Source organism: Flavobacterium sp. KACC 22763 (assembly GCF_028736155.1).
Lineage (GTDB): Bacteria > Bacteroidota > Bacteroidia > Flavobacteriales > Flavobacteriaceae > Flavobacterium.
Map to the genome: position 1 here is coordinate 3,814,928 of NZ_CP117879.1, position 21,908 is coordinate 3,836,835.

The following is a 21,908-nucleotide window of genomic DNA, read 5'->3' on the forward strand; positions in this document are numbered from 1 at the left end:
ATGAAAGTGAAAACAATTTTGGTGTCACAGCCTGAACCTAAAGTGGAGAATTCTCCTTACTTTGAGCTCCAACAAAAACACAAAATAAAAATTGATTTCAGACCATTTATTCATGTAGAAGGGGTTAGCGCAAAAGAGATTCGATTACAAAAAATCGATCTTAATCATTACACTGCGATCATTTTAACAAGTAGAAATGCTGTAGATCATTTTTTTAGAGTGGCTGATGAAATGCGTTACAAAGTTCCTGAAGGGTTGAAGTATTTTTGTCAATCTGAGGCTGTTGCGTTTTACCTTCAAAAGTATGTTGTGTACAGAAAACGTAAGATTTACGTTGGAGCAAAAGATTTTGCAGATTTATCTCCGTTAATTAAGAAGTACAAAGACGAGAAGTTTTTACTTCCTGCATCTGACCAATTAAATGCAGATGCTCCTGTTACATTAAACGGTTTAAAAGTAGATTGGGCACAAGCAATTTTCTACAGAACTGTAATGAGTGATTTATCTGATTTAGCAGATGTTTATTATGATGTCTTAGCTTTTTTCAGTCCGACAGGAATTAAATCATTGTTTAAAAATTTCCCAGATTTTAAACAAAACGACACCAGAATCGCCGTATTCGGAAGCACAACTCAAAAAGAAGCTTTAGATCATGGTTTAAGAATTGATATTCTTGCTCCAACTCCTGAAACGCCTTCTATGACAATGGCTTTAGAAAAATACGTTGCAGAAGCAAACAAAGGGAAATAATCTCTTATAAAATATACAATTTTTAAAATTCCAAATTCCAAGTTAACCGCTTGAAATTTGGAATTTTTGTTTTTAGGTTTTATTCTATACATTTCCCGTGGTTGAAACCACGGGAAATGATTGGAATTTGGAATTTGGAATTTGGAATTTGGGATTTCAATATTAGAATTTCCATTTCCCCTTCATTTTGACTACATTTGATTTCTATTGATAACCCAAATCTTAAAAATAGTTTCAAATTATAAGTTATGAAAATCAACTCCCTTTTAATTGAAATTGACGGAATCGACAAAGAAATACTTCGCTATCTCATGGACGATGCCCGAAAACCAATCTTGCAAATCGCTAATAAAATAGGAATTTCAGGCGCAGCCATTCACCAGAGACTAAAAAAACTAGAGCAATCTGGTGTTATTTCTGGTTCTAAATTTACTGTAAACCCAAAAGTTCTAGGCTATAACACCATGGCTTTTGTTGGAGTTTATCTCGACAAAGCTTCTAGAAACTCTGAAGCCGTAAAAGAACTTAGAAAAATTCCAGAAGTTTTAGAATGCCATTATACGACAGGAAACTGGTCTGTTTTGATTAAAATTATCTGTCGTGATAACGAACATTTAATGCAGCTTCTTAACACAAAAATCCAAGCAATTGAAGGAGTTTCAAGAACCGAAACTTTTATTTCACTTGATCAGCAGATTGATAGGCAAATTCAACTTTAATTAGAAAATGTGTCAATTCGATAATTAGATAATTTCCACTCGAGCTGTCACCTTTAGCGAATTTGAAAGGCTTAATTACCTATAAAGGCTTCGACTCCGCTCAGCTTGACAAACTTCATAAAACACAAAACCCGACAGGTTTTTAAAACCTGTCGGGTTTGCTATAAATTATCTAATTGACTAATTATCTCAATTATCCAATTAATTCCTTCTACTTCCAGAATAAATTGATATATAGTACAACAACGTTGCTATCGAACCAATTGCAGCTACGACATACGTTCTTGCTGCCCATTTTAAAGCATCTTTTGCCCCTGCTTGTTCTTCTTGCGTAAGCATATGTTTGTTTTCTAACCAAGCCAATGCACGGTTACTCGCATCATATTCTACTGGAAGTGTTATAATAGAAAACAAAGTTGTTGCCGCAAAAATGATAATTCCGACTAATAATAATCCTGGAAAAACTTTAATCATTAAAATTCCTGCAATTAAAATCCATTGTACAAAATTTGAAGCTACACTTACAATCGGCACTAATTTAGAACGCATTGTAAGCCATTCGTAGCCAATTGCATGCTGCACTGCGTGACCGCATTCGTGTGCTGCAACGGCTGCCGCGGCTGCGCTGCGATGGTTATAAACTGCCTCACTTAAATTTACTGTTTTATCTGATGGATTATAATGATCTGTTAACTGACCTGGCACTGAAATAACACGAACATCTGTAATTCCGTTATCGGCAAGCATTTTTTCAGCAATTTCTCTTCCGCTCATTCCGTTTCTCAATTGCAATTTCGAATATAATTCAAATTTGCTCTTCAGCTGCGAACTTACTAGCCAGCTGAACAACATTATAGCTCCAGCAATAATTAAATATCCTGATCCCATTTTTTTGTGTTTTTAGATTGATTTTAAATTTACAAAACAAACTGCAAAATGTGAACCACTTTAACAAAATGTCATTTTGACATCATTTTACCACTTTTGACTTAATTCAACATGTTATTTTTGAGTAGAAAAGCAATTAATTCTGCCACATTCTTCATTTTATACTTCTGAAGAATATTGCGTCGGTGTGTTTGAACGGTTAGAAAACTCAAAAACAAATCGTCTGCTATTTCTTGAGTCGATTTTCCTTGCGAGAGCAATAAGGCAATATCGCGTTCTCTTCTACTCAAACCCGGAATCCTTTCCAAATCTTCAGACAAAGGCTGACTAATTATAGTTTTTACTTCTTCGCTAAAAACAATTTCGCCTTCAATAGCTTTGTAAATACATTCTTTAAACTCATCAAAAGAAGCGTTTTTAAGAATATATCCGTTTCCACCGTTTTGGATAAACTGCATAACTAGGCTTCTTTCAGACTGGCTGCTCATACCTATAATTACAATTCTAGGATGCTTTTGCTTGATTGTTTTGCACAAATCAACTCCATTTATTACCGGAAGAAAAATATCCATTAAAATCAAATCGACTTTATTGTCTTCTATATAATCTAAAAGCGCAATTCCCGATTCGAATTTATCTACAATTTCAATATTATCTAAATCCGACAGCAAACCTGAAATTCCAGAAATCACAATCGGATGATCGTCTACTATTACCGTTTTATACTTCATAATCATGATTTGGGTTATATTTTAGTTCAATATAAGTTGAAGTTCCTTTATCCAGAACAGAATCTATTTCCAATTTTCCGTTTAAGAAAGCCACACGATTTTTAATATTTCGCAAGCCCATTCCATCTCTTTTTTCTGCGTATTCTACGTTAAAGCCAATTCCGTTATCTTCAACCGTAATAAAAAACACATCTTTGTTCTGCGAGCAGGAAACCAGAATCTGCGATGATTTGGCATATTTCAAAGAATTATTCAGAAGTTCCTGAATGATTCTGAAAATCATAATTTTAAAATGCTGTGGCAAAGTTGTTTTTTTAATCAAATACTGAAATTCGATCGTGGTTTCGGCCGTTGAATGCGAAGCACATAAATCTCTAAGCGCATGTTCAAGCCCAAGTTTCATTAAACTTTCTGGCATTAAATTCTGAGAAATATTGCGAAGTTCTTTAATCGAATCATTCAACAAAACATTAATGTTTGGTGCGTTTTCTTTATTCTCTCGATCGGCGAGATTTAAATGCATTTTAAGACCAGAAAGCATACTTCCAAGTCCGTCATGCAGATCCCTGGCAATTCTTTTACGTTCAATTTCTTCTCCTTCAATCAAAGCATTTGAAACGGATAATTTTTGCTGATTCTCTAATGCTTCAAGTTCTTGTTTATGATTGACTTCTTTTTGAAAACTTATCTTTTTCTGATAATTATTCCAGCTCCACAAAAACAAAACCGTCAGAAACAAAACAAACGAAAGCACTGCAAAAAGCAACATATTCAAACGGTTATTATTAACCTGCAAAACCGCTTTTTCATTCTCCGACTGCAGCAGACCAATTTTCTTTTCGCTTTCTGCTTTTTTATATTTTGCTTCAAGTTCTACAATTTCAGTTTTCAGTTTAGCATCGTTTAGACTATCGTTTATAACATTGTATTTGTTCGAATAATAATAAGCTTTTGAATATTCTTTTGTTGCATTATAAACTTTAGACAGCTCTTTGTAATAATTCTTTTTATCTACAATAAAAGGCGTTTTTGCAATTAGATATTCTAAATTGCTTTTAGCTTTATCGTAATTTTTCAGTTTAAAAAGCACTTCATATTCAGCAAATTTCAATCTGTTTACTGCAATTGCATTCTGATGGCTTTCTGCCGATTTAATTCCTTTTTCAAAACTTACTAATGCCTCGTTGTGTTTGTTTTGTTTCGCATAATAAAGCCCTTCAGAATAATAATAAGAATCATTTAAGTTTGATTCTGGATATTTTTTTAAAGTCTCAAAAGCTTTGTCCAGAATTTCTTTGGCATCATAAAAATGTTTCAGCTCGACTAAATTTTCTGCATTTATAATATACGTTTCCATCTTAGACTCTGCTAAAGTCGCAGATTTTTTGGTGGCGCTCTCAATATATTTCTGCGCTTGGTCCAGATATTCTGCCGCTTTTTCGCGTTCATCATTGTTCATAAAAATAATGGCAACTGCTTTATTTAATGCACTGATTAATTCATAATCACCACTTTTTTTGGCAATGGGAATCGCTTCATTTACCAGCAATTTCATATAAGCATTTTCATTATTCTTACGCTGCTGCATTATACCATAATTCTGAAGTATCACAGCGCGAAGTTTATACGCTTCTTTATTACGGTATTTTTTGAGTCTAGAGTTAGCTTCTAGCAAAGCTTTTTCAAAACCATCTAAATCGCCTTTTTCTATAAAACTATAAGCATTATAAAAAATAGAAGCATCTTTTAGAAAAGGAAATTTGACTTTAAGCTTATTTGCCTGTTCAAGATATTCTTTAGATTTTTTTGCATCCTGCGACATCAAAAACAGTTTTGATAATCTGAAACTATTCAAACTTTTAACGCTATCTGATTTTGTATTTTTTGTGATTTTAACAATACTGTCAATGTAAACAGTATCATCATCTAATGAAAGAATTACTTGTGAATTGGAAATTGCGGTAAAAAATAAAAAAAATAAAAAGGCGTAGATTTTCTTCATAAATGTGGCATTTACTCAAAGTTATTAAAGCTTAATGACTTTCGAAAAGAAATTCCTTGCTTTTACCTGATATCAGGTAATAAAAAATACATTTTATCAGGTATTGTTCTCCCATAGTTAAGGGGCTAATTTTGTTGTAGATCTTACTATTAATTAAATATATACTTATGAAATCAATTTTGAAAACCTTAGCAATTGTAATGACTCTTGCTTTTACTGGAGTTTCTTGCAGCAGCGATGATGATAAAGGCGGAAACAACTCAAGAGACGTTAAATATGAAGTAACAGGAAACTTTTCTGGACAGATGGATGCAGTTTATATGGAGTCTGGAGATGCTGGACAAAGTGTTGATATTGCCAAATTACCTTGGACTAAAGAATTTACTGCTTCCGCAGGTACTACCGGTGCTGCAGTCCAGGTTTCAGGTCATGGAGGTGTTGTCGATCAAACTTTAACTGTAAAAATTTATGTTGGAGGAAAACTAGAAAAGGAAACAACTGCGAAAGCAAAAGCTGATGGAACAATCGTTGCGATTCCTGGCACTTACATTTTCCCACTATAGTTTATAGAAATTTAAAATTTTAGATTTTTGTTTTTGGTAAAAGAAAGCTTCGCAATTGCGAAGCTTCTTTTTTTTATGATTCTAACTGATGATTAACTTCTTCAAATTTTTCAATTAGACTATTTATTTTTTCCTGCTGTTTTCTAGTTTGTTTTGGATGAATATAGAACCAGTTAAACAACATCCAGAACAATGTCATTCCATAAATCAAAATCGCCATCAAAGGTTTCATTCTACTTGCATATTCGTACATATACAAGCAAATTCCAAGGGTTAACAAAACAAAATACAAAGTCATCAGTTTTGTCTGCATGAAGTTTTGTTTCTTTTTAATTAAAATCAAGTTTTGCAAATATTCCTGATTGGTTTGATTTGCGTCTATATTTTTATAATTACCTAATAGTTTGTTGTAAACCATTAAATAAATCAGCATTGCTAAAATCACCAAAACAATTCCGATTTTAGTCGAAACAAATTGAGGCTGATAAGAGACCCAAATAAAAGCAATGAAAGCACTAGTTGCTAAAAGCAGAATATTTGTAAGCCATAAACAACGCAAACTTGTTTTCTTAAACTTATTTATTCGCGCCAGCAAATCGCTCATGTCTGACTGACTTACAGATTGTTTTTTCCATAAATCTTTAAAATCTATATTATTATCGTTGTCCATTTTCTTTAAATTTTTGAGTCAGTTTTTCTTTAATTCTGTGAATTTTCACTCTAACATTGGCTTCAGAAAGACCGACAATTTTAGCAATTTCATTTTGTTTGATATCTTCTAATTCTAACGAAATAATGATACGATCGGTTTCTGGAAGCTCAGCAATACATTTATACAAGAATTGAATCTGAGGTTCTAATGAGGTTTGTTTTTCTTCTGAAAGATGAACGGGAAGTTCAGATTTTGGAAAACGCTTCTGTTTTTCTATCTGCCTCAGGCAATTATTAGAAGCGATTCTGAAAATCCACGTACCTATAGAAGATTCATTTCTGAAAGTTTCCAGTTTCTGCCAAACAATTATAAAAGTTTCCTGAGTCAAATCCTGAGCGGCATCATAATCGTTTACGAAACCCATGCAAAGTCTAAAAATTCTGTCCCAATAAGTTTTATATATTTCTTCGAATTTCATTTTAAGCTTTTAAAAAATTGTTCAACTGCCCCATGTACCAAGCCGTATCATCGTACATAATAAAGTGCAGACCATTTGTGGCGTATTGAAAATTGGCCGCTTTTAAATTTTTATACTGACCTTCAATTGCTGGTTTTAAATTTATAAAATAAGATTCTAATAAAACTAAAGACGGGCATTTAATCTGTGAGATTTTTTCTCTTAAATCGGTATTATAAAAATCACAATACATTTGCCCAAAAGTGTTTCGGTCAGATTTTACACTCCAGCTCACAACCGTCTCCAATTTAGATTGATCTTGTAGAAGTCTCGGCATCATTTGTTTCTGCATATCGTAAAACTGCGTTTCGTTCATTCCCGTCATTTTACTTACAGTTGCCGTACAATCGTTATTTTCTTTTGATTTAAAAGAAGGATCACTTAAAGCGGCCAGACAAGGAAGTGCATCCACAACCACAATTTTCCCAATCAATTCTGGATAATCTGCCGCAATAGCAAGTGCCAATCCTCCGCCCATACTGTGGCCAATTACAATTGGTTTTTCAATTTTATTGTCTTTGATATAAGTTGCGATTTCGTTTTTCCAATTTTCGAATGAAGGATTTGGCTGTGGTTTTACTCCTGCAAAACCTGACATGGTAAGCGTATAGCAAGTGAAGTCTTTTTCGAATGTTGCTTTTGTTTCATTCCAAACGTCTCCAGAAGAAGCAAATCCTGGAATGAAGATTATAGATTGTTTTCCTTTTCCTGTTTTAATTACTTCAAAAGGATATTGTTTTGTTTGTGCAAAAACATTTAGACATAATGCTGAGAATAAGAATGCGATAATTAAGATGATATACTTTTTCATTTTTAATAGTTTTAAGTTGTTAAAATTCTAATAGCAATAAATTGTTAATTAAATCGGATCCATGCTTTTGATACGGCAACTATTAAAATGTTACAACTTAATTTAAAATTTCAATAAAAAAAATTCCAAATCCCAATGTTTACGGGGGTTTATAAGGATAAAAAATGTGAGTTTTTTTTCTCGCAAAGGCACTAAGCCGCAAAGTTTTTTCCACAATCTTGTCATTTCGACGAAGGAGAAATCTTCGCGAGAAGCTCTACAAATATTGGCTTATTGGAACGGAGTTACTTACGAAGATTTCTCCTTCGTCGAAATGACAAACTTTACGTATTGTCAGTCTGAGCGAAGTCGAAGACCAAAATAAAAAATTCGTGGAAATTCGTGCAATTCGTGGCAAAAAAACTACGCACAAAAAAAATCCCAAACCCCAATCGTAAAATTGGAATTTGGAATTTTAAATATTGGAATTTTAAAATAATTAACCGACTAGGTTAATTATTTTTCCAGGAACAATAATCACTTTATTTGGTGTTCTTCCGTCTAAGTGTTTTTGAGTTCTTTCGTCTTTCATTACGATTTCTTCGATTTGTTCTTTAGTTAAATCCAAAGGCAATTCGATAGTGAAACGCATTTTTCCGTTGAAAGAAACTGGATATTCTTTATTGGTTTCAACTAAATGTTTTTCTTCAAAAATTGGGAAAGCAACTTCTGAAATTGAAGTTGTATGTCCTAATTGCGACCATAATTCTTCTGCAATATGCGGTGCATAAGGCGAAACCAAAATTGCTAATGGCTCTAAAATCGCTCTTGAATGACAGTTTTGAGAAGACAATTCGTTTACACAAATCATAAACTGAGAAACCGAAGTATTGAAAGAGAAATTCTCGATATCTTCAGCTACTTTTTTGATGGTTTTATGCAATGATTTCAAGTTGTCTTTTGTTGGTTCGTCGTTATTTACGATTAAACCATTATCATCAAAATACAATCTCCATAATTTTTTCAAGAAACCAAATACTCCTGAAATTCCGGCAGTGTTCCAAGGTTTTGCCTGCTCTAATGGACCTAAGAACATTTCGTATAAACGTAATGTATCTGCACCGTATTCTGCACAGATATCATCCGGAGTTACGACATTATAATATGACTTCGACATTTTTTCGACTTCACGGCCAACAATATATTTTCCGTTTTCGTCTAAAATAAATTCTGCTGTATTGAAATCTTCTCTCCAAGCTTTGAACTTTTCGATATTTAATTCATCCGAAGAATTAACAAAATTTACATCAACACGGATAGGCTGAAAATTATAATCAATATTCACATCAATATATTCATTTGTTCCAATGATTTCTGTTAGTCTATTCTTAAAATCATTTTTTAATTTATCAATATCTGAATGTAATAATTCTGATGTCGTTTCATTATTCAATGAATTCAACATATTCTTCGAAATAAAAATTGGAGACTTTGCCACTTCATTTTTCAAAATTTCGTCAAATTCAGTAGTATTGAAATTTACTTGATAAAAATTTCTATAAACATAAGCAGTCGTTCCTAAAATCATTCCCTGATTAATCAGTTTTTTGAATGGTTCTTCGGTAGGAGCGAAACCTTTGTCTTTTAAGAATTTGTTCCAGAAACGAGAATACAATAAATGACCTGTTGCGTGCTCACTTCCTCCAATGTATAAATCTACATTTTCCCAGTAAGCCAATGCTTCTTTGCTAGCAAATTCAGTTTCGTTGTGCGCATCCATATAACGCATCCAATACCATGAACTTCCCGCCCAACCTGGCATGGTGTTTAATTCAAGAGGAAAAATAGTGACATTGTCAATCAACTGTGTACTAACTACTGAACACTGAACACTGTCCCAAGCCCAAACCGCTGCGTTTCCTAATGGAGGCAAACCGTCTTCTGTTGGTAAATATTTCTCTACTTCAGGCAAAATAATTGGCAAATGCTGAGTTTCGATCATTTTAGGTAATCCATTCACATAATAAACTGGGAATGGTTCACCCCAATAACGCTGACGAGAGAAAACAGCATCACGTAAACGGTAATTTGTTTTACCTTTTCCTTGTCCGATTTCTTCTAATTTTTCAATCGCTTTTTGAGTTCCTTTTTTATAATCTAATCCGTTTAAGAAATCAGAATTTGCGATTTCAACGTTATCTTTTGATCCGTAAGCTGCTTCAGAAATATCAACATTCGCGAAAATATTTTTGATTTCCTGCATTCCGTTCTGACCTTTAAAGAAATTAGCAAAAGCATAATCTCTTTCGTCTCCGCAAGGAACCGCCATTACAGCGCCAGTTCCGTAACCTGCCAAAACATAATCCCCAATCCAAACCGGAATTGATTCTTTTGTAAAAGGATGTTCAGCATAAGCTCCCGTAAATACACCAGAAATAGTTTTTACATCGGCCATACGCTCACGCTCAGATCGTTTTGCTGTTTTTTCGATATACGCTTCAACAGCTTCTTTTTGTTCAGCAGTTGTAATTTTAGCTACCAAATCATGTTCTGGCGCCAAAGTCATAAAAGTAACTCCAAAAATAGTATCAGGTCTTGTTGTGAATGCTTCGATTACTTCATCGTGATTTTTCACATTAAAAGTCACCAAAGCTCCAACCGATTTCCCGATCCAGTTTCTTTGAGATTCTTTAATTGATTCACTCCAATCAATATCATTTAAACCTTGAAGCAAGCGTTCGGCATAAGCAGAAATTCGCATACTCCATTGTGTCATTTTTTTTCTTATAACAGGAAAGCCTCCACGTTCAGAAACTCCATTTACAATTTCGTCATTTGCCAAAACAGTTCCTAAGCCTGGACACCAGTTTACTTCTGTTTCTGCCAAATAGGTTAATCTATATTGCAAAAGGATTTTTTCTTGTTCATCTTTAGAAAATGCATTCCATTCGCTTGACGAAAAAACGGCAATATTATCATCAGAAACGGCGCTTACATTTGCATTTCCTTCTTTCTCAAAAACTGAAATTAAAGTCGAAATATCTTCAGCTTTGTCTGTCGTTTTATTATACCAAGAATTAAACAACTGGATAAAAATCCATTGTGTATGCTTATAGTAATCAGGATTTGAAGTACGTACTTCACGCGCCCAATCAAATGAGAATCCGATTTTGTCTAATTGTTTTCTGTAACCAGCAATTTGTTTTCCTTCTTTGTCAACTCCACCGTCAATATTTACGCGCGTTGTATCTTCAGGACGCTGTCCTGTCTGAATCGCATATTGTTCTGCAGGCAATCCGAAACTATCGTAACCCATTGGATGCAAAACATTGAAACCTTGATGTCTTTTGAAACGAGAATACACATCTGAAGCTATATAACCCAGCGGATGCCCAACGTGCAGTCCTGCTCCAGATGGATAAGGAAACATGTCGAGAACATAATGTTTCGGTTTTTCAGAGTTATTTTTTGCTGCAAAAGTTTGACTTTCTGCCCAATATTTTTGCCATTTGGCTTCAATTTCGTTTGGATTGTACTTCATTTCTAAGTGACTAAGATTCTAAGTTACTAAGGTTCTAAGCTTTTCACTAAATTAATTAAGCCACAAATTTACATTTATTGCGGATTGTACCAAAGCTATTTCATTGACAAACAAATAAAATAACAAAATACTTAATTTTAATTACGTAAAAATACTTATGTTTGCAGTCAAAATACTTAAGTCGTTTATTTTCTTCAAGCTTAATTTTAAATTCTGGAAGAATATTTTTACATTAAAAAAGAATTATTTTTACAAAGTCATTAAAAGAATAAAATGAGCAACGATAAAAAATATTCGGTAGAAGTCCGTGTTTGGATTGAAGAAGCTGAAGGTGCGTTTCTTGGAATCGGCAAAATTTGGCTTTTAGAAAACATCGAAAAAACGGGATCAATTACCAATGCTGCCAAAGAAATGAAAATGGCGTATCGTCAAGCTTGGCAATTGGTTGAAGAAATGAATCAACGTGCTGAATCTCCTTTGGTCGAAAAACTTCTTGGAGGAAAAGGTGGTGGCGGTGCTAGATTGACTGAAGCTGGAGAAAGAGCCATTGCTGTTTTTTATGAGGTTGAAAAGCGTATTAAAGAATTTGCCCTGAAAGAAACTCAGAATTTGAAATTTTAAAAAACTTTATCCTTTCAATTTTTATCGATATGATTTCGGTCACAACTTATATTATAAAAATAGATTTTTTTTGTCATCAGTATTCATTTAAAAACACACTGAATTTTCAATAAAAAAACAATTAGCCAAAAATCAATTTACAAACCATCAGTATTCATTATAAAACATACTAAAAACAACTAACCAAAAGCATGAACCATAAATTATATTTCCTTTTACTTTTTTTCGGTCTAAAAAGCTTTTCTCAAACTGAAAATTCAAAAACAAAACAAGATAGCATTAAAAAAGAAGAACTGAACGAAGTTGTCATTACGGCATCGCGTCGTTCTGAAAAATTAATGCATTCTCCCATCAGTATCGAGCAGTTAAAATCGGCGGAAGCCAAAATAATGGGATCACCAAGTATTTATGAAGCGCTTGAAAATGTAAAAGGGGTTCAGATTATTACGCCAAGTTTAGGTTTTAAAGTCATAAATACAAGAGGTTTTGCCAATTCTACCAATGTTCGATTTGCTCAATTGGTAGATGGAATCGACAATCAGGCTCCGCATTTAGGCGCTCCAATTGCCAATGCGCTTGGAGCAAATGATCTCGATATTGATAAAATCGAAATTATTCCTGGAACGGCAGCCGCTTTGTACGGAATGAACGCTATTAACGGTTTAGCCAATATTCAAACCAAAAATCCTTTTGAATATCAGGGAATCGCTGTTCAGCAATTAACCGGAGTGAATCATGTCGGGAATATTGATCGGTTTTCACCGAAAGTGTATTCGCAGTTTAATTTAAGAATTGCCAAAGCTTTTAATGAAAAATTGGCCTTTAAAATAAATGCATCCACAACCGGCGGAACAGATTGGGTTGCAGATGATAGAACCGATTTGGCTCCAAACGCCAATGCTTCGACAGGTTTGTTTGGTGCAGATAATCCAGCTTACGACGAAGTAAACGGTTACGGAAATGAATCGGCAAATCGAAAAACTTTAAACTTAAATGGCAAAAATTATGTTGTGGCCAGAACGGGTTATCGAGAAACGGATATCTCTGATTATGAAATCAAAAATTACAAAGCAGATTTCGGATTGTATTTTCGACCAAAAAAAGATCATGAACTTTCTGTGACTTACAAAACAGCTTTAATCAACACGATTTATCAGCGTTCGAACCGATTTAGATTAGACAATTATACTTTAAATCAATTTTCTGCAGATTATCATACGCCAATTTTTCAGGTAAAAGCTTATGCAACAACAGAGAACACTGGCGATTCATACAATATGCGTTCTTTGGCAGAAAATATGGATCGCGCTTATAAGTCTGATGATAAATGGTTTGCCGATTATAGTACAGCTTATAAAAATGCTGTTGCTGGCGGAGCAAGCGTTGCCGATGCACACAGAATTGCGAGAACTCAATCTGACGCAGGGCGATTTCTGCCTGGAACAGAAGCTTACGAACAAAAGAAAAACGAATTGATCAATATTAATAATTGGGATATTGGTGCAGCTTTGCGTGTAAAATCGACATTGGTTCATGGCGAAGGATTAATCAATTGGGATAAAGCTTTTGTCTCTTTCTTCGAAAAAATTGATGCAAAACTTTTGAGTGGTGTCGATTACAGAAATTATATTATTGTTCCCGACGGAAATTATTTTATCAATCCAGTTCATGCTGACGAAAATCTGACGTATCAAAAAACTGGTGCTTTCACGCAAGTGACAAAAGATTTTTTCTCAGATAAATTACGTTTGGGTGCAACTGTTAGAATGGACAAAGCCGATTATTTTGATGCAAAATTTACGCCTCAGTTTACAGCGGTTTATTCGCCAAAAGAAAGTTTGAATTTTAGAGCTTCGTATCAAAACGGTTATCGCTTTCCAAGTATTTTTGAAGGATTTTCGAATGTCAATTCTGGCGGTGTAAAACGTGTTGGCGGATTGCGAATTATGTCTGACGGAATTTTCGAAAACTCCTATACAAAAGCTTCAATCGATAAATTTCAGGCGCAGGTAAATACAGATGTGAATACAAATGGTTTGACGCAGGCGCAGGCGATCGAAAAAAATAAAAATACGATTCAGAAAAATCCTTATACATATCTCGAACCAGAATTTGTAAAATCTTTTGAAGTTGGTTTTAGAGGAATGGCTTTAAATAGAAATCTTTTTATTGACGCCGATTTCTATTACAACTCTTATAAAAACTTCATTGCTCAAGTTGAAGCCAGCATTCCGAATACAACAGATCCAAACTTGATTCCGACTGCTTTATATTCTAAAAACACCCAAAATCGCTACAGACTTTGGACCAATTCAAAAAGTAAAATTTACAATTACGGAGGAAGTTTAGGTTTGAAATATCGTTTTGATAATACTTTTAGTGCTTTAACCAATCTTACTTATACCAAACTCGACCGAACGGACGATAAAGATGGCTTGGAAGACGGATTCAACACACCCGAATTTAACGTAAACGGAACATTGATCGCACAAAATATCTGGAAAAGTCTTGGCGCAAGCGTTACGGCACGTTATCAAAACAATTTTGATTATGTTTCATTTTTAGTCAGCGGAACTGTTCCTGCATACTGGTCAATGGATGCTCAGGTAAATTATAGTTTCAAAAAAGGCATTTCGGCTAAATTAGGCGGAACAAATATTCTCAATAAACCCTACACTTCTATTCTTGGCGGACCATCGATTGGCGGATTATATTATTTGTCGCTTGTTTGGGAAACCCATAAAATTTAAAAAAGCAATTAACCAAAAAATCTATTTTCAACCAGCAGTATTCATTTTAAAACATACTGAAAAAAACTATTTTTATGAAACCAAAATTATTAATCATTCTGTTATTTCCGCTCATCGGATTTGCACAGCAAAACAATTCGAAAACCTCAGATTCACTCAAAATTTCCAACGTCTTTAACCTTGGAGAAGTCATTATTACCAATCATCAAAACAAAGACACTTTAAATCGAATAACCTCAAAAACAATGGAATCTCAAAATAAAATGGAGGTTTCAAAAGCCTTAAATATGCTGCCTGGAGTCAGTTTAACTGCTTCTGGACCAAGAAATGAGTCAATGGTTTCTGTTCGTGGTTTCGATTTAAGACAAGTTCCCGTTTATATGGACGGAATTCCAGTTTATGTTCCGTATGACGGTTATGTCGATTTGGCTAGATTTACCACTTTTGATTTGGCAGCTGTCGATGTTTCAAAAGGATTTTCATCTGTACTTTATGGTCCAAATTCGCTTGGAGGCGCAATCAATCTGGTTTCTAGAAAACCTTCTAAAAAGTTGGAATATGATGGTTCTTTAGGAATGATTAACGAGAATGGATACAGAGGAAATGTAAATATTGGTTCAAACTTAGGAAAATTCTATGTTCAAGGAGGTTTCTCTTATTTGGACAGAAACTCCTATAGAATGTCTTCTAATTTTATTCCGACAGCAAATGAAAATGGCGGACAAAGAGACAATTCGTATCGAACCGATCAAAAAATTAGTTTCAAAGTTGGCTGGACGCCAACTGAAAAAAGCGAATATGCAATTGGTTACATCAATCAGCAGGGCGAAAAAGGAAATCCTGTTTATACGGGTTACGATACACAAAATTCGCTTTTACTAAAACCTCGTTACTGGCAATGGCCTAACTGGGATAAAGAAAGTTTTTATTTTATTTCGAATTCTTCTTTCGATGATAAAAATAGTTTTAAAACTAGATTATATTTTGACCGATTTAAAAATACTTTGGACAGTTACGACGATGCTACTTATTCGACACAAACAAAACCTTACGCTTTTGAAAGCATTTACAATGATTATACTTTCGGAGGAAACTTAGAATACAACACCAAAATAATTCCGAAAAATGATTTAAAAATTGCTTTTCATTTTAAAGAAGATGTTCACCGTGAGAACAATTTAGGCGAACCCGTTCGCCATTTTATAGACAATACGGTTTTAATTGGAATTGAAGATGTTTATAAAGTAAGTTCAAAGTTTACCGTAATTCCGGGTGTTAGTTACAACATTCGAAAAAACAATGAAGCCGAAGATTACAACAGCACTACAAAAGTAATTTCAGATTTTCCAGATGCGGGAGCAAGTGATGCTTTTAATGCACAAGTTGGATTTTTCTATCAATTAAATAATCAGCAAAAACTAGGCGCAACCGTTTCTCAAAAAACAAGATTTGCCACTATTAAGGATCGATATTCGTATAGAATGGGAACTGCGATTCCTAATCCAGATTTGAAACCTGAAAAGGCAATCAATTACGAATTGAATTATACAGCCAATCTTTTCGAGAAAATCACTTTCCAAACAGCACTTTTCTATAGCTCACTTTCAGATGCAATTTTGAGTGTAAGCAATGTTGAACCAGGAAAATCTCAAATGCAAAATTTTGGAGAAGCCGATTATAAAGGGATTGAAGCGCAATTAAATTATGCTGTTTTAGAAAACTTGTCGCTGAATTTGAATTATACGTACATCGAAAGAAAAAACATAACAAACCCGAATATTCATTTTACAGATGTTCCGAACACAAAAGTGATGGGAACTTTAGAATATAGCCCAATCAAAATTCTTCGATTGATCGCCAATGCCGAATTTAATTCGCCACGTTTCAGTACAAGTTATGGTGCGCGAGTTCCAGATTATACACTTTTAAATTTATATGCCTCAGGAAAAGTCTCTAAAAATTTTAGTCTAGACGCCGGAGTTAACAATATCTTCGATAGAAATTATAGCTTAGTCGAAGGCTATCCTGAAGAAGGGCGCAATTTCTTCGTAACACTTCGTTTTTTCAATTTCAACTAATTCAAAAATTATATTTATATGAAAACACAAAATTATATTCTCGTTTTACTGATTGCATTTTCATGCGCCATGTGTAATTCTTCTAAAAAAGATAAAGAAGAAATCGTTACTACAGAAAAAATCGCAAAAACAGACAATGACAAACATCCTGTCTTAACTCCCGAAGACAGTTTAAAAATGGTTAACCACTCGATAGAAGTAAAAGGCGATGTCGAATTTCCTTTAAACTTAACAGTTGATTCTTTAAAAAAGATGAAAGTCGTTACGCTTGATGATTTTAAAGTAGTCTGCCAAAGCGGTGAAGTTAAAAAAGACAATAAAGTTTGCAAAGGTGTTCTTTTGAAAGATATTTTAGAAAAAGCCAAAATCAAACAAAACGGGCATAAAGACAGAAACTTTTACATTGTAGCAAGAGCTTCAGACGATTATAAAGCAACTTTTTCATGGGCAGAACTTTTCAATAATCCAACAGGAGAAAATGCCTATATTCTTTTTGAAGAAAATGGAAAACCAGTTAAAAATGGCGAAATGATCGCGATTTGCAAAAATGATATTAAAACTGGACCACGTCATGTTTATTGGTTAAAAAGCATTGAAGTTTATAAGGTTGAATAAAGATGCTAAGGTTCTGAGATACTAAGTTGCTAAGTTTTTTTTGCTCGCAAAGTCGCGGAGTTGCAAAGTTTTTCTTCTAAGATATATTAAAAACTTTGCAACTCCGCGACTTTGCGAGATTAAAACGTTTTTACATAAAAACTTTGATTGCTTTACAATTAAACCCGCTTTTATTCAAGATTTAAATTGTACTTTTAAGTATAAAAGTTTGTTATTAACTTTAAATAAAGAAATTCTTTATTATTTTTACCACATAATTTAAGTATCTATGAGTTCTAACTTTGATAAATTTCAAAAGCGCAGGTTAATTTCCTCTTATTTTTCGGTAGTTTTAAGTGTATTCTTGGTTTTATTCCTTTTGGGAGTACTGGGATTATTCATCATTAATTCTAAACAATTGGCTGACGATTTTAAAGAAAAAATTGCCATGACAGTTTTCTTCAAAAATGAAGCGAATGACAGTATTATCAAAGCATTCAACACTGAACTTAAAAGAGCGCCTTTTGCAAAATCTTTTGTTTATGTATCGAAAGAAAAAGCGGCAAAAGAACACACGGATATTATCGGAGAAGATTTCTTAACCTTTTTGGGAGAAAATCCTTTATTGAATTCATACGATATTCACTTAAAAGCAGATTACGTAGAAAGAGACAGCATCGTTAAGATTGAAAACAACTTTCGCAAAAATGCTATGATTTCTGATATTGTTTACGACAAACAATTGGTAAATCTTGTAAATGACAACATCAGAAAAGTAAGTATGTGGATTTTGATCATCAGCGGTTTCTTGACAGTAATTGCGGTTTTATTAATCAATAGTTCATTACGTTTATCGATACATTCAAATCGTTTTATTATCAAAACCATGCAAATGGTTGGAGCAACAAAAGCTTTTATCCGTAAGCCTTTTGTAATGCGTAGCGTAAAACTTGGAATGCTTGGTGCTGGTTTGGCCATTATTGCTCTAATTGCACTTTTATTATATGTAGACACTAATTTCCCTGGTTTAGGAATTCTTGAAGACAAAGTTTTAACTGGTTTGGTTTTGGTTGCCGTTTTCGGATTAGGAGTTCTAATTACTTGGGTAAGTACACATTTTGCAACGCAACGTTTCTTGAACTTAAGAACTGACGATCTTTATTAATTTTTGATTTTAGATTGCAGACTTTAGATTTTAGATTGAAATATAAACCCATATAAAAAGAGGATAAGATTGCTTCGTTCCTCGCAATGACAAAATGAAAAACAACAATAATAAAGAAGAACAACAAGTTCAAAAACAGGAATTCCTTTTTGACAGCATCAATTATAAAATTTTATTGATTGGTATTGCTGTAATTGCGCTAGGATTTATTTTAATGTCTGGTGGAGGAAGTAAAGATCCAAATGTTTTTAATGAAGAAATTTTCAACTTTAGACGTATTCGTTTAGCACCAACAACTGTTTTAATCGGTTTTGGAATCACGATTTATTCTATATTCAAAAAATCTAAATAATAAAGGTTTATAGATTTTTTGTCACCCTGAGAGAAGTCGAAGGGCAATCTAAAATCTGAAATCTGAAATCTAAAATTCTAAATGAATACATTACAAGCTATTGTTCTTGCCATTATTGAAGGAATTACAGAGTTTTTGCCTGTTTCTTCTACAGGTCACATGATTATTGCTTCTTCTTTTTTCGGAATCGCTCATGACGATTTCACTAAACTTTTCACCATTGTAATTCAACTTGGCGCAATACTTTCGGTTGTAATTTTATACTTCAAACGTTTCTTTCAAACTTTTGATTTTTACTTTAAACTTCTAGTCGCTTTTATTCCAGCGGTTGTTTTAGGATTATTATTAAGTGATATTATCGACGGTTTATTAGAAAATCCAGTAACAGTTGCTGTTTCACTTTTAATTGGAGGTGTTATTTTATTGAAAGTTGACGAATGGTTCAACAAACCGAACGATCCAGAAGTTTCTACTGAAATCACTTATGCTAAAGCTTTAAAAATTGGATTATTTCAATGTCTTGCTATGATTCCTGGAGTTTCTCGAAGCGGCGCAAGTATTGTTGGAGGTATGGCGCAAAAACTGACTAGAACTTCTGCTGCAGAATTTTCATTTTTCTTAGCTGTTCCAACAATGTTAGGAGCAACTGCAAAAAAATGCTATGATTATTATAAAGCTGGTTTTGAATTATCTCATGACCAAGTTAATATGCTTGTTATTGGTAATATTGTTGCTTTTGCTGTAGCATTATTAGCAATTAAAACTTTCATCGGATTTTTGACTAAAAACGGATTTAAAGTTTTTGGTTATTACCGAATTATTGCTGGAATCATTTTATTATTGATTCACTTTTTCATTCATCCGCTTACGATTATATAATGACACCTGAAGAATATTTAGAAGGACAAGTTTTATTGATTGACAAACCATTAAAATGGAGTTCATTTCAAGCTGTCAATAAATTAAAATACCTTTTAATTAATAAAGTCGGACTTCCGAAAAAGTTTAAAATTGGTCACGCAGGAACTTTAGATCCTTTGGCGACTGGGCTTTTATTAATCTGCACCGGAAAATTTACTAAAAGAATTGCAGAACTTCAAGGTCAGGCAAAAGAATATACAGGTACATTTTATATTGGAGCTACTACTCCATCGTACGATTTAGAAACCGAAATCGATCAAACGTTTCCAACCGAACATATTGATGAAGCTTTGATTCATGAAACTGTAAAACAGTTTTTAGGAGAAATCGATCAGAAACCGCCAATTTTTTCTGCAATTAAAAAAGACGGCGTTCGTTTGTATGAACATGCTCGTGCCGGAGAATCTATTGAAATTGCAAGCAGAAAAACTACTATTCACGAATTTGAAATTACACGAATTGCATTACCAGAAGTAGATTTTAGAGTAGTTTGTTCTAAAGGAACTTACATTCGTTCTCTAGCTTATGATTTTGGAAAAGCAATGAATTCTGGTTCGCATTTAACTGTGTTACGCCGAACGAAAATTGGCGATTACGATGTAAAAAATGCGATTGATATTACTTTGTTTGAAGAAGAACTCCTAAAAAAATAAAACCTTGTATGAAGAGAATTTTACTGACTATTGCATTTATAACCTTTTTTAGTTCATTCATACATAGTCAGGCAACCAAATTCACATACCTACAATTTGACTTTGCTGTTTCTATAACTGGAAACCCTAACACAAATGATTCATATTACGATCAAGAATCAACATCTACAAATGCTTTTCTTGTACCAAACGGATTAGGTACAAAAATTGGGTACGGAGTTCACTATAAAAAATGGCTCACATTAGGTCTTCACAGTGGTATTGACTACAAATGGGATGACAAACTTGTTGCTGTTCCTGTCTTTTTAAATCTTGGTATAAGTCCAAAAGTAGGACCTGAAACGCGAATTATGCTTCAAGCTGGTTACGGAAAAGGGTTTGCCATAGGACGCGGCGATTTAAATGGAGCGTACAAAAAATTAAAACTCGGAATTGGTTCAGACGATTTTATTCTTTTTGCAGAAATCTGTGATTATGATTTTCCTCTTCACGATGAAAGAAGCATTGGTATGATTTCTTTTGGAATAACTCTTCAGGATTTCTTTTATTACTCATCATCAGAAGCAAACTAAATATTTGGTTCCAAAAAAAAGCACATTACAAATTTGAAAGTAATGTGCCAAGCTCCTAAAACAAGTAATTTTGTTCCATACTCATCTCAAATTAATAGTGAGGCACATTCTTTCCTCCAAATAAAAATGTAGAAAAGAAGTCATAAAATCTTTCGAATAACTTTTTCATAATAGTGTACTTTTAATTGTTAAGCATTAAATAAACACCAATAAAAAGAGTAAATCTGAAAGCTATAATAGACGTGGGATTAGTTTTACTAAGTTACGAAATTCTATTGAAGTCAAAAAGACTTTAAGATAATTTTATTAACAAATAATCTGTTTATCAACACATTAATCCGATTAAAGGCGATTATACTTAATATTTTCCATAATTTCGACCAGTTCTTCCTGAACAGAAATTCCTTTATCAGCCAGATACCATAACTGCAGATCTGTTTTTATTTTTTCGTCAATAGCACCGACTTCTCTTTTATGTTTTTCCATTAATTCGGTTGCTCCTTTTGGTCTTGGTCCCCAATCTGCTCGTACAATTCCTGCTTCTTTACAAATTACGATTATTTTTGGAATTGCTCTTCCTCCATTTGTTAAATAATGGCTCATCAAATCATCATTTTCATCGCGAAACGCAATTCTCAAATCGATCTTTTTATGAGAAGCCAAAGCCATTTTATTTAAAATTGGAAGAATTTGTGCTGCATCTCCGCACCAGCCTTCTGAAAGCACTAGCCAGATGTAATGATTATCTAAGTTTTGAAGTTTCTCGGCAATTGTATCTGAAATAGTTATCGTTTTTTCCAGCCTATTCATTCTGGCTTCATTCAATTTAGAATAATTTGTAAGACTTTCAGATTGTTCGTTCCCTGTAGATTTTCCTTCGGTCAATAAATCGGTTACAATTTTTCTGTATTCAGCATAAGAATGACTATTGAATAATGCTTTGGCTACGATGCTTTTCATATTTGTTTCATTTTTAGAATACAATAAAAATACAAAATTTAGGAAGACGGAGAAAATGACATTTATCACATTTAATTTAAATAACTGTA

The 21,908-nt window shown here is 33.5% G+C and carries 20 protein-coding genes; 12 read left to right on the forward strand and 8 right to left on the reverse strand.

The window, feature by feature from the left end; all coding sequences use genetic code 11:
• The gene (locus tag PQ463_RS15930; RefSeq protein WP_111365823.1) at positions 1-750 is read left to right on the forward strand and encodes a uroporphyrinogen-III synthase; all 750 of its coding nucleotides are present in this window, start codon (positions 1-3) and stop codon (positions 748-750) included.
• 248 nt (positions 751-998) lie between these two features.
• Positions 999-1,469 (forward strand): Lrp/AsnC family transcriptional regulator, encoded by a 471-nt coding sequence (locus PQ463_RS15935; RefSeq protein WP_008465121.1) that lies wholly within the window; start codon positions 999-1,001, stop codon positions 1,467-1,469.
• Between the two features lie 201 nt (positions 1,470-1,670).
• Here PQ463_RS15935 and PQ463_RS15940 read toward each other — a convergent pair whose 3' ends face one another.
• The 3 genes from PQ463_RS15940 to PQ463_RS15950 all read right to left on the reverse strand — a co-directional run bounded on the left by PQ463_RS15940 (position 1,671) and on the right by PQ463_RS15950 (position 5,090).
• Positions 1,671-2,357, reverse strand: coding sequence for a zinc metallopeptidase (locus PQ463_RS15940; RefSeq protein WP_274254507.1), 687 nt, complete (start codon positions 2,355-2,357; stop codon positions 1,671-1,673).
• Between the two features lie 101 nt (positions 2,358-2,458).
• Positions 2,459-3,088, reverse strand: coding sequence for a response regulator (locus tag PQ463_RS15945; protein ID WP_238989970.1), 630 nt, complete (start codon positions 3,086-3,088; stop codon positions 2,459-2,461).
• Positions 3,078-5,090: an ATP-binding protein gene (locus PQ463_RS15950; protein WP_274254508.1), complete on the reverse strand. Its 2,013-nt coding sequence runs from the start codon at positions 5,088-5,090 to the stop codon at positions 3,078-3,080. Before PQ463_RS15950 ends, PQ463_RS15945 begins: the two co-directional genes overlap by 11 nt.
• A 167-nt stretch (positions 5,091-5,257) precedes the next feature.
• Here PQ463_RS15950 and PQ463_RS15955 point away from each other — a divergent pair, with 167 nt between their 5' ends.
• The gene (locus tag PQ463_RS15955; RefSeq protein WP_274254509.1) at positions 5,258-5,653 is read left to right on the forward strand and encodes an MmpS family transport accessory protein; all 396 of its coding nucleotides are present in this window, start codon (positions 5,258-5,260) and stop codon (positions 5,651-5,653) included.
• Between the two features lie 73 nt (positions 5,654-5,726).
• Here PQ463_RS15955 and PQ463_RS15960 read toward each other — a convergent pair whose 3' ends face one another.
• The 4 genes from PQ463_RS15960 to PQ463_RS15975 all read right to left on the reverse strand — a co-directional run bounded on the left by PQ463_RS15960 (position 5,727) and on the right by PQ463_RS15975 (position 11,153).
• Positions 5,727-6,323 (reverse strand): hypothetical protein, encoded by a 597-nt coding sequence (locus tag PQ463_RS15960; protein ID WP_274254510.1) that lies wholly within the window; start codon positions 6,321-6,323, stop codon positions 5,727-5,729.
• Positions 6,310-6,783 carry an RNA polymerase sigma factor gene (locus PQ463_RS15965; RefSeq protein ID WP_111376487.1) on the reverse strand — a complete coding sequence of 158 codons (474 nt, stop codon included), beginning with the start codon at positions 6,781-6,783 and terminating at the stop codon, positions 6,310-6,312. The genes PQ463_RS15960 and PQ463_RS15965 overlap by 14 nt, the downstream gene beginning before the upstream one ends.
• A gap of 1 nt (position 6,784) precedes the next feature.
• Positions 6,785-7,633: an alpha/beta fold hydrolase gene (locus PQ463_RS15970; protein ID WP_274254511.1), complete on the reverse strand. Its 849-nt coding sequence runs from the start codon at positions 7,631-7,633 to the stop codon at positions 6,785-6,787.
• A gap of 478 nt (positions 7,634-8,111) precedes the next feature.
• Positions 8,112-11,153: a leucine--tRNA ligase gene (locus tag PQ463_RS15975; protein WP_274254512.1), complete on the reverse strand. Its 3,042-nt coding sequence runs from the start codon at positions 11,151-11,153 to the stop codon at positions 8,112-8,114.
• Positions 11,154-11,426: 273 nt separating this feature from the next.
• On the opposite strand from PQ463_RS15975, the gene PQ463_RS15980 reads away from it, so the two are divergent.
• The 9 genes from PQ463_RS15980 to PQ463_RS16020 all read left to right on the forward strand — a co-directional run bounded on the left by PQ463_RS15980 (position 11,427) and on the right by PQ463_RS16020 (position 20,859).
• Positions 11,427-11,774: a winged helix-turn-helix domain-containing protein gene (locus PQ463_RS15980; RefSeq protein WP_274254513.1), complete on the forward strand. Its 348-nt coding sequence runs from the start codon at positions 11,427-11,429 to the stop codon at positions 11,772-11,774.
• 191 nt (positions 11,775-11,965) lie between these two features.
• Positions 11,966-14,524 (forward strand): TonB-dependent receptor, encoded by a 2,559-nt coding sequence (locus PQ463_RS15985; RefSeq protein WP_274254514.1) that lies wholly within the window; start codon positions 11,966-11,968, stop codon positions 14,522-14,524.
• 74 nt (positions 14,525-14,598) lie between these two features.
• The gene (locus PQ463_RS15990) at positions 14,599-16,602 is read left to right on the forward strand and encodes a TonB-dependent receptor plug domain-containing protein (protein ID WP_274254515.1); all 2,004 of its coding nucleotides are present in this window, start codon (positions 14,599-14,601) and stop codon (positions 16,600-16,602) included.
• Between the two features lie 18 nt (positions 16,603-16,620).
• Positions 16,621-17,217: a molybdopterin-dependent oxidoreductase gene (locus PQ463_RS15995; RefSeq protein ID WP_274254516.1), complete on the forward strand. Its 597-nt coding sequence runs from the start codon at positions 16,621-16,623 to the stop codon at positions 17,215-17,217.
• A gap of 268 nt (positions 17,218-17,485) precedes the next feature.
• Complete coding sequence (locus PQ463_RS16000; protein ID WP_274254517.1) at positions 17,486-18,361, forward strand: cell division protein FtsX; 876 nt, start codon at positions 17,486-17,488, stop codon at positions 18,359-18,361.
• A 94-nt stretch (positions 18,362-18,455) separates the two neighbouring features.
• A complete protein-coding gene (locus tag PQ463_RS16005) occupies positions 18,456-18,713 on the forward strand; it encodes a DUF3098 domain-containing protein (protein WP_111376481.1) in 258 nt (85 codons plus the stop codon).
• Positions 18,714-18,794: 81 nt separating this feature from the next.
• Positions 18,795-19,592, forward strand: coding sequence for an undecaprenyl-diphosphate phosphatase (locus PQ463_RS16010; protein WP_274254518.1), 798 nt, complete (start codon positions 18,795-18,797; stop codon positions 19,590-19,592).
• The gene (gene truB / locus PQ463_RS16015; protein WP_274254519.1) at positions 19,592-20,287 is read left to right on the forward strand and encodes a tRNA pseudouridine(55) synthase TruB; all 696 of its coding nucleotides are present in this window, start codon (positions 19,592-19,594) and stop codon (positions 20,285-20,287) included. Before PQ463_RS16010 ends, truB begins: the two co-directional genes overlap by 1 nt.
• An 8-nt stretch (positions 20,288-20,295) precedes the next feature.
• On the forward strand, positions 20,296-20,859 hold the full coding sequence (locus PQ463_RS16020) for a hypothetical protein (RefSeq protein ID WP_274254520.1): 564 nt from the start codon (positions 20,296-20,298) through the stop codon (positions 20,857-20,859).
• Between the two features lie 342 nt (positions 20,860-21,201).
• Here PQ463_RS16020 and PQ463_RS16025 read toward each other — a convergent pair whose 3' ends face one another.
• Entirely contained in the window at positions 21,202-21,819 is a 618-nt protein-coding gene (locus tag PQ463_RS16025) for a thioredoxin family protein (protein WP_274254522.1), read from the reverse strand.
• Between the last annotated feature and the right edge of the window lie 89 nt (positions 21,820-21,908).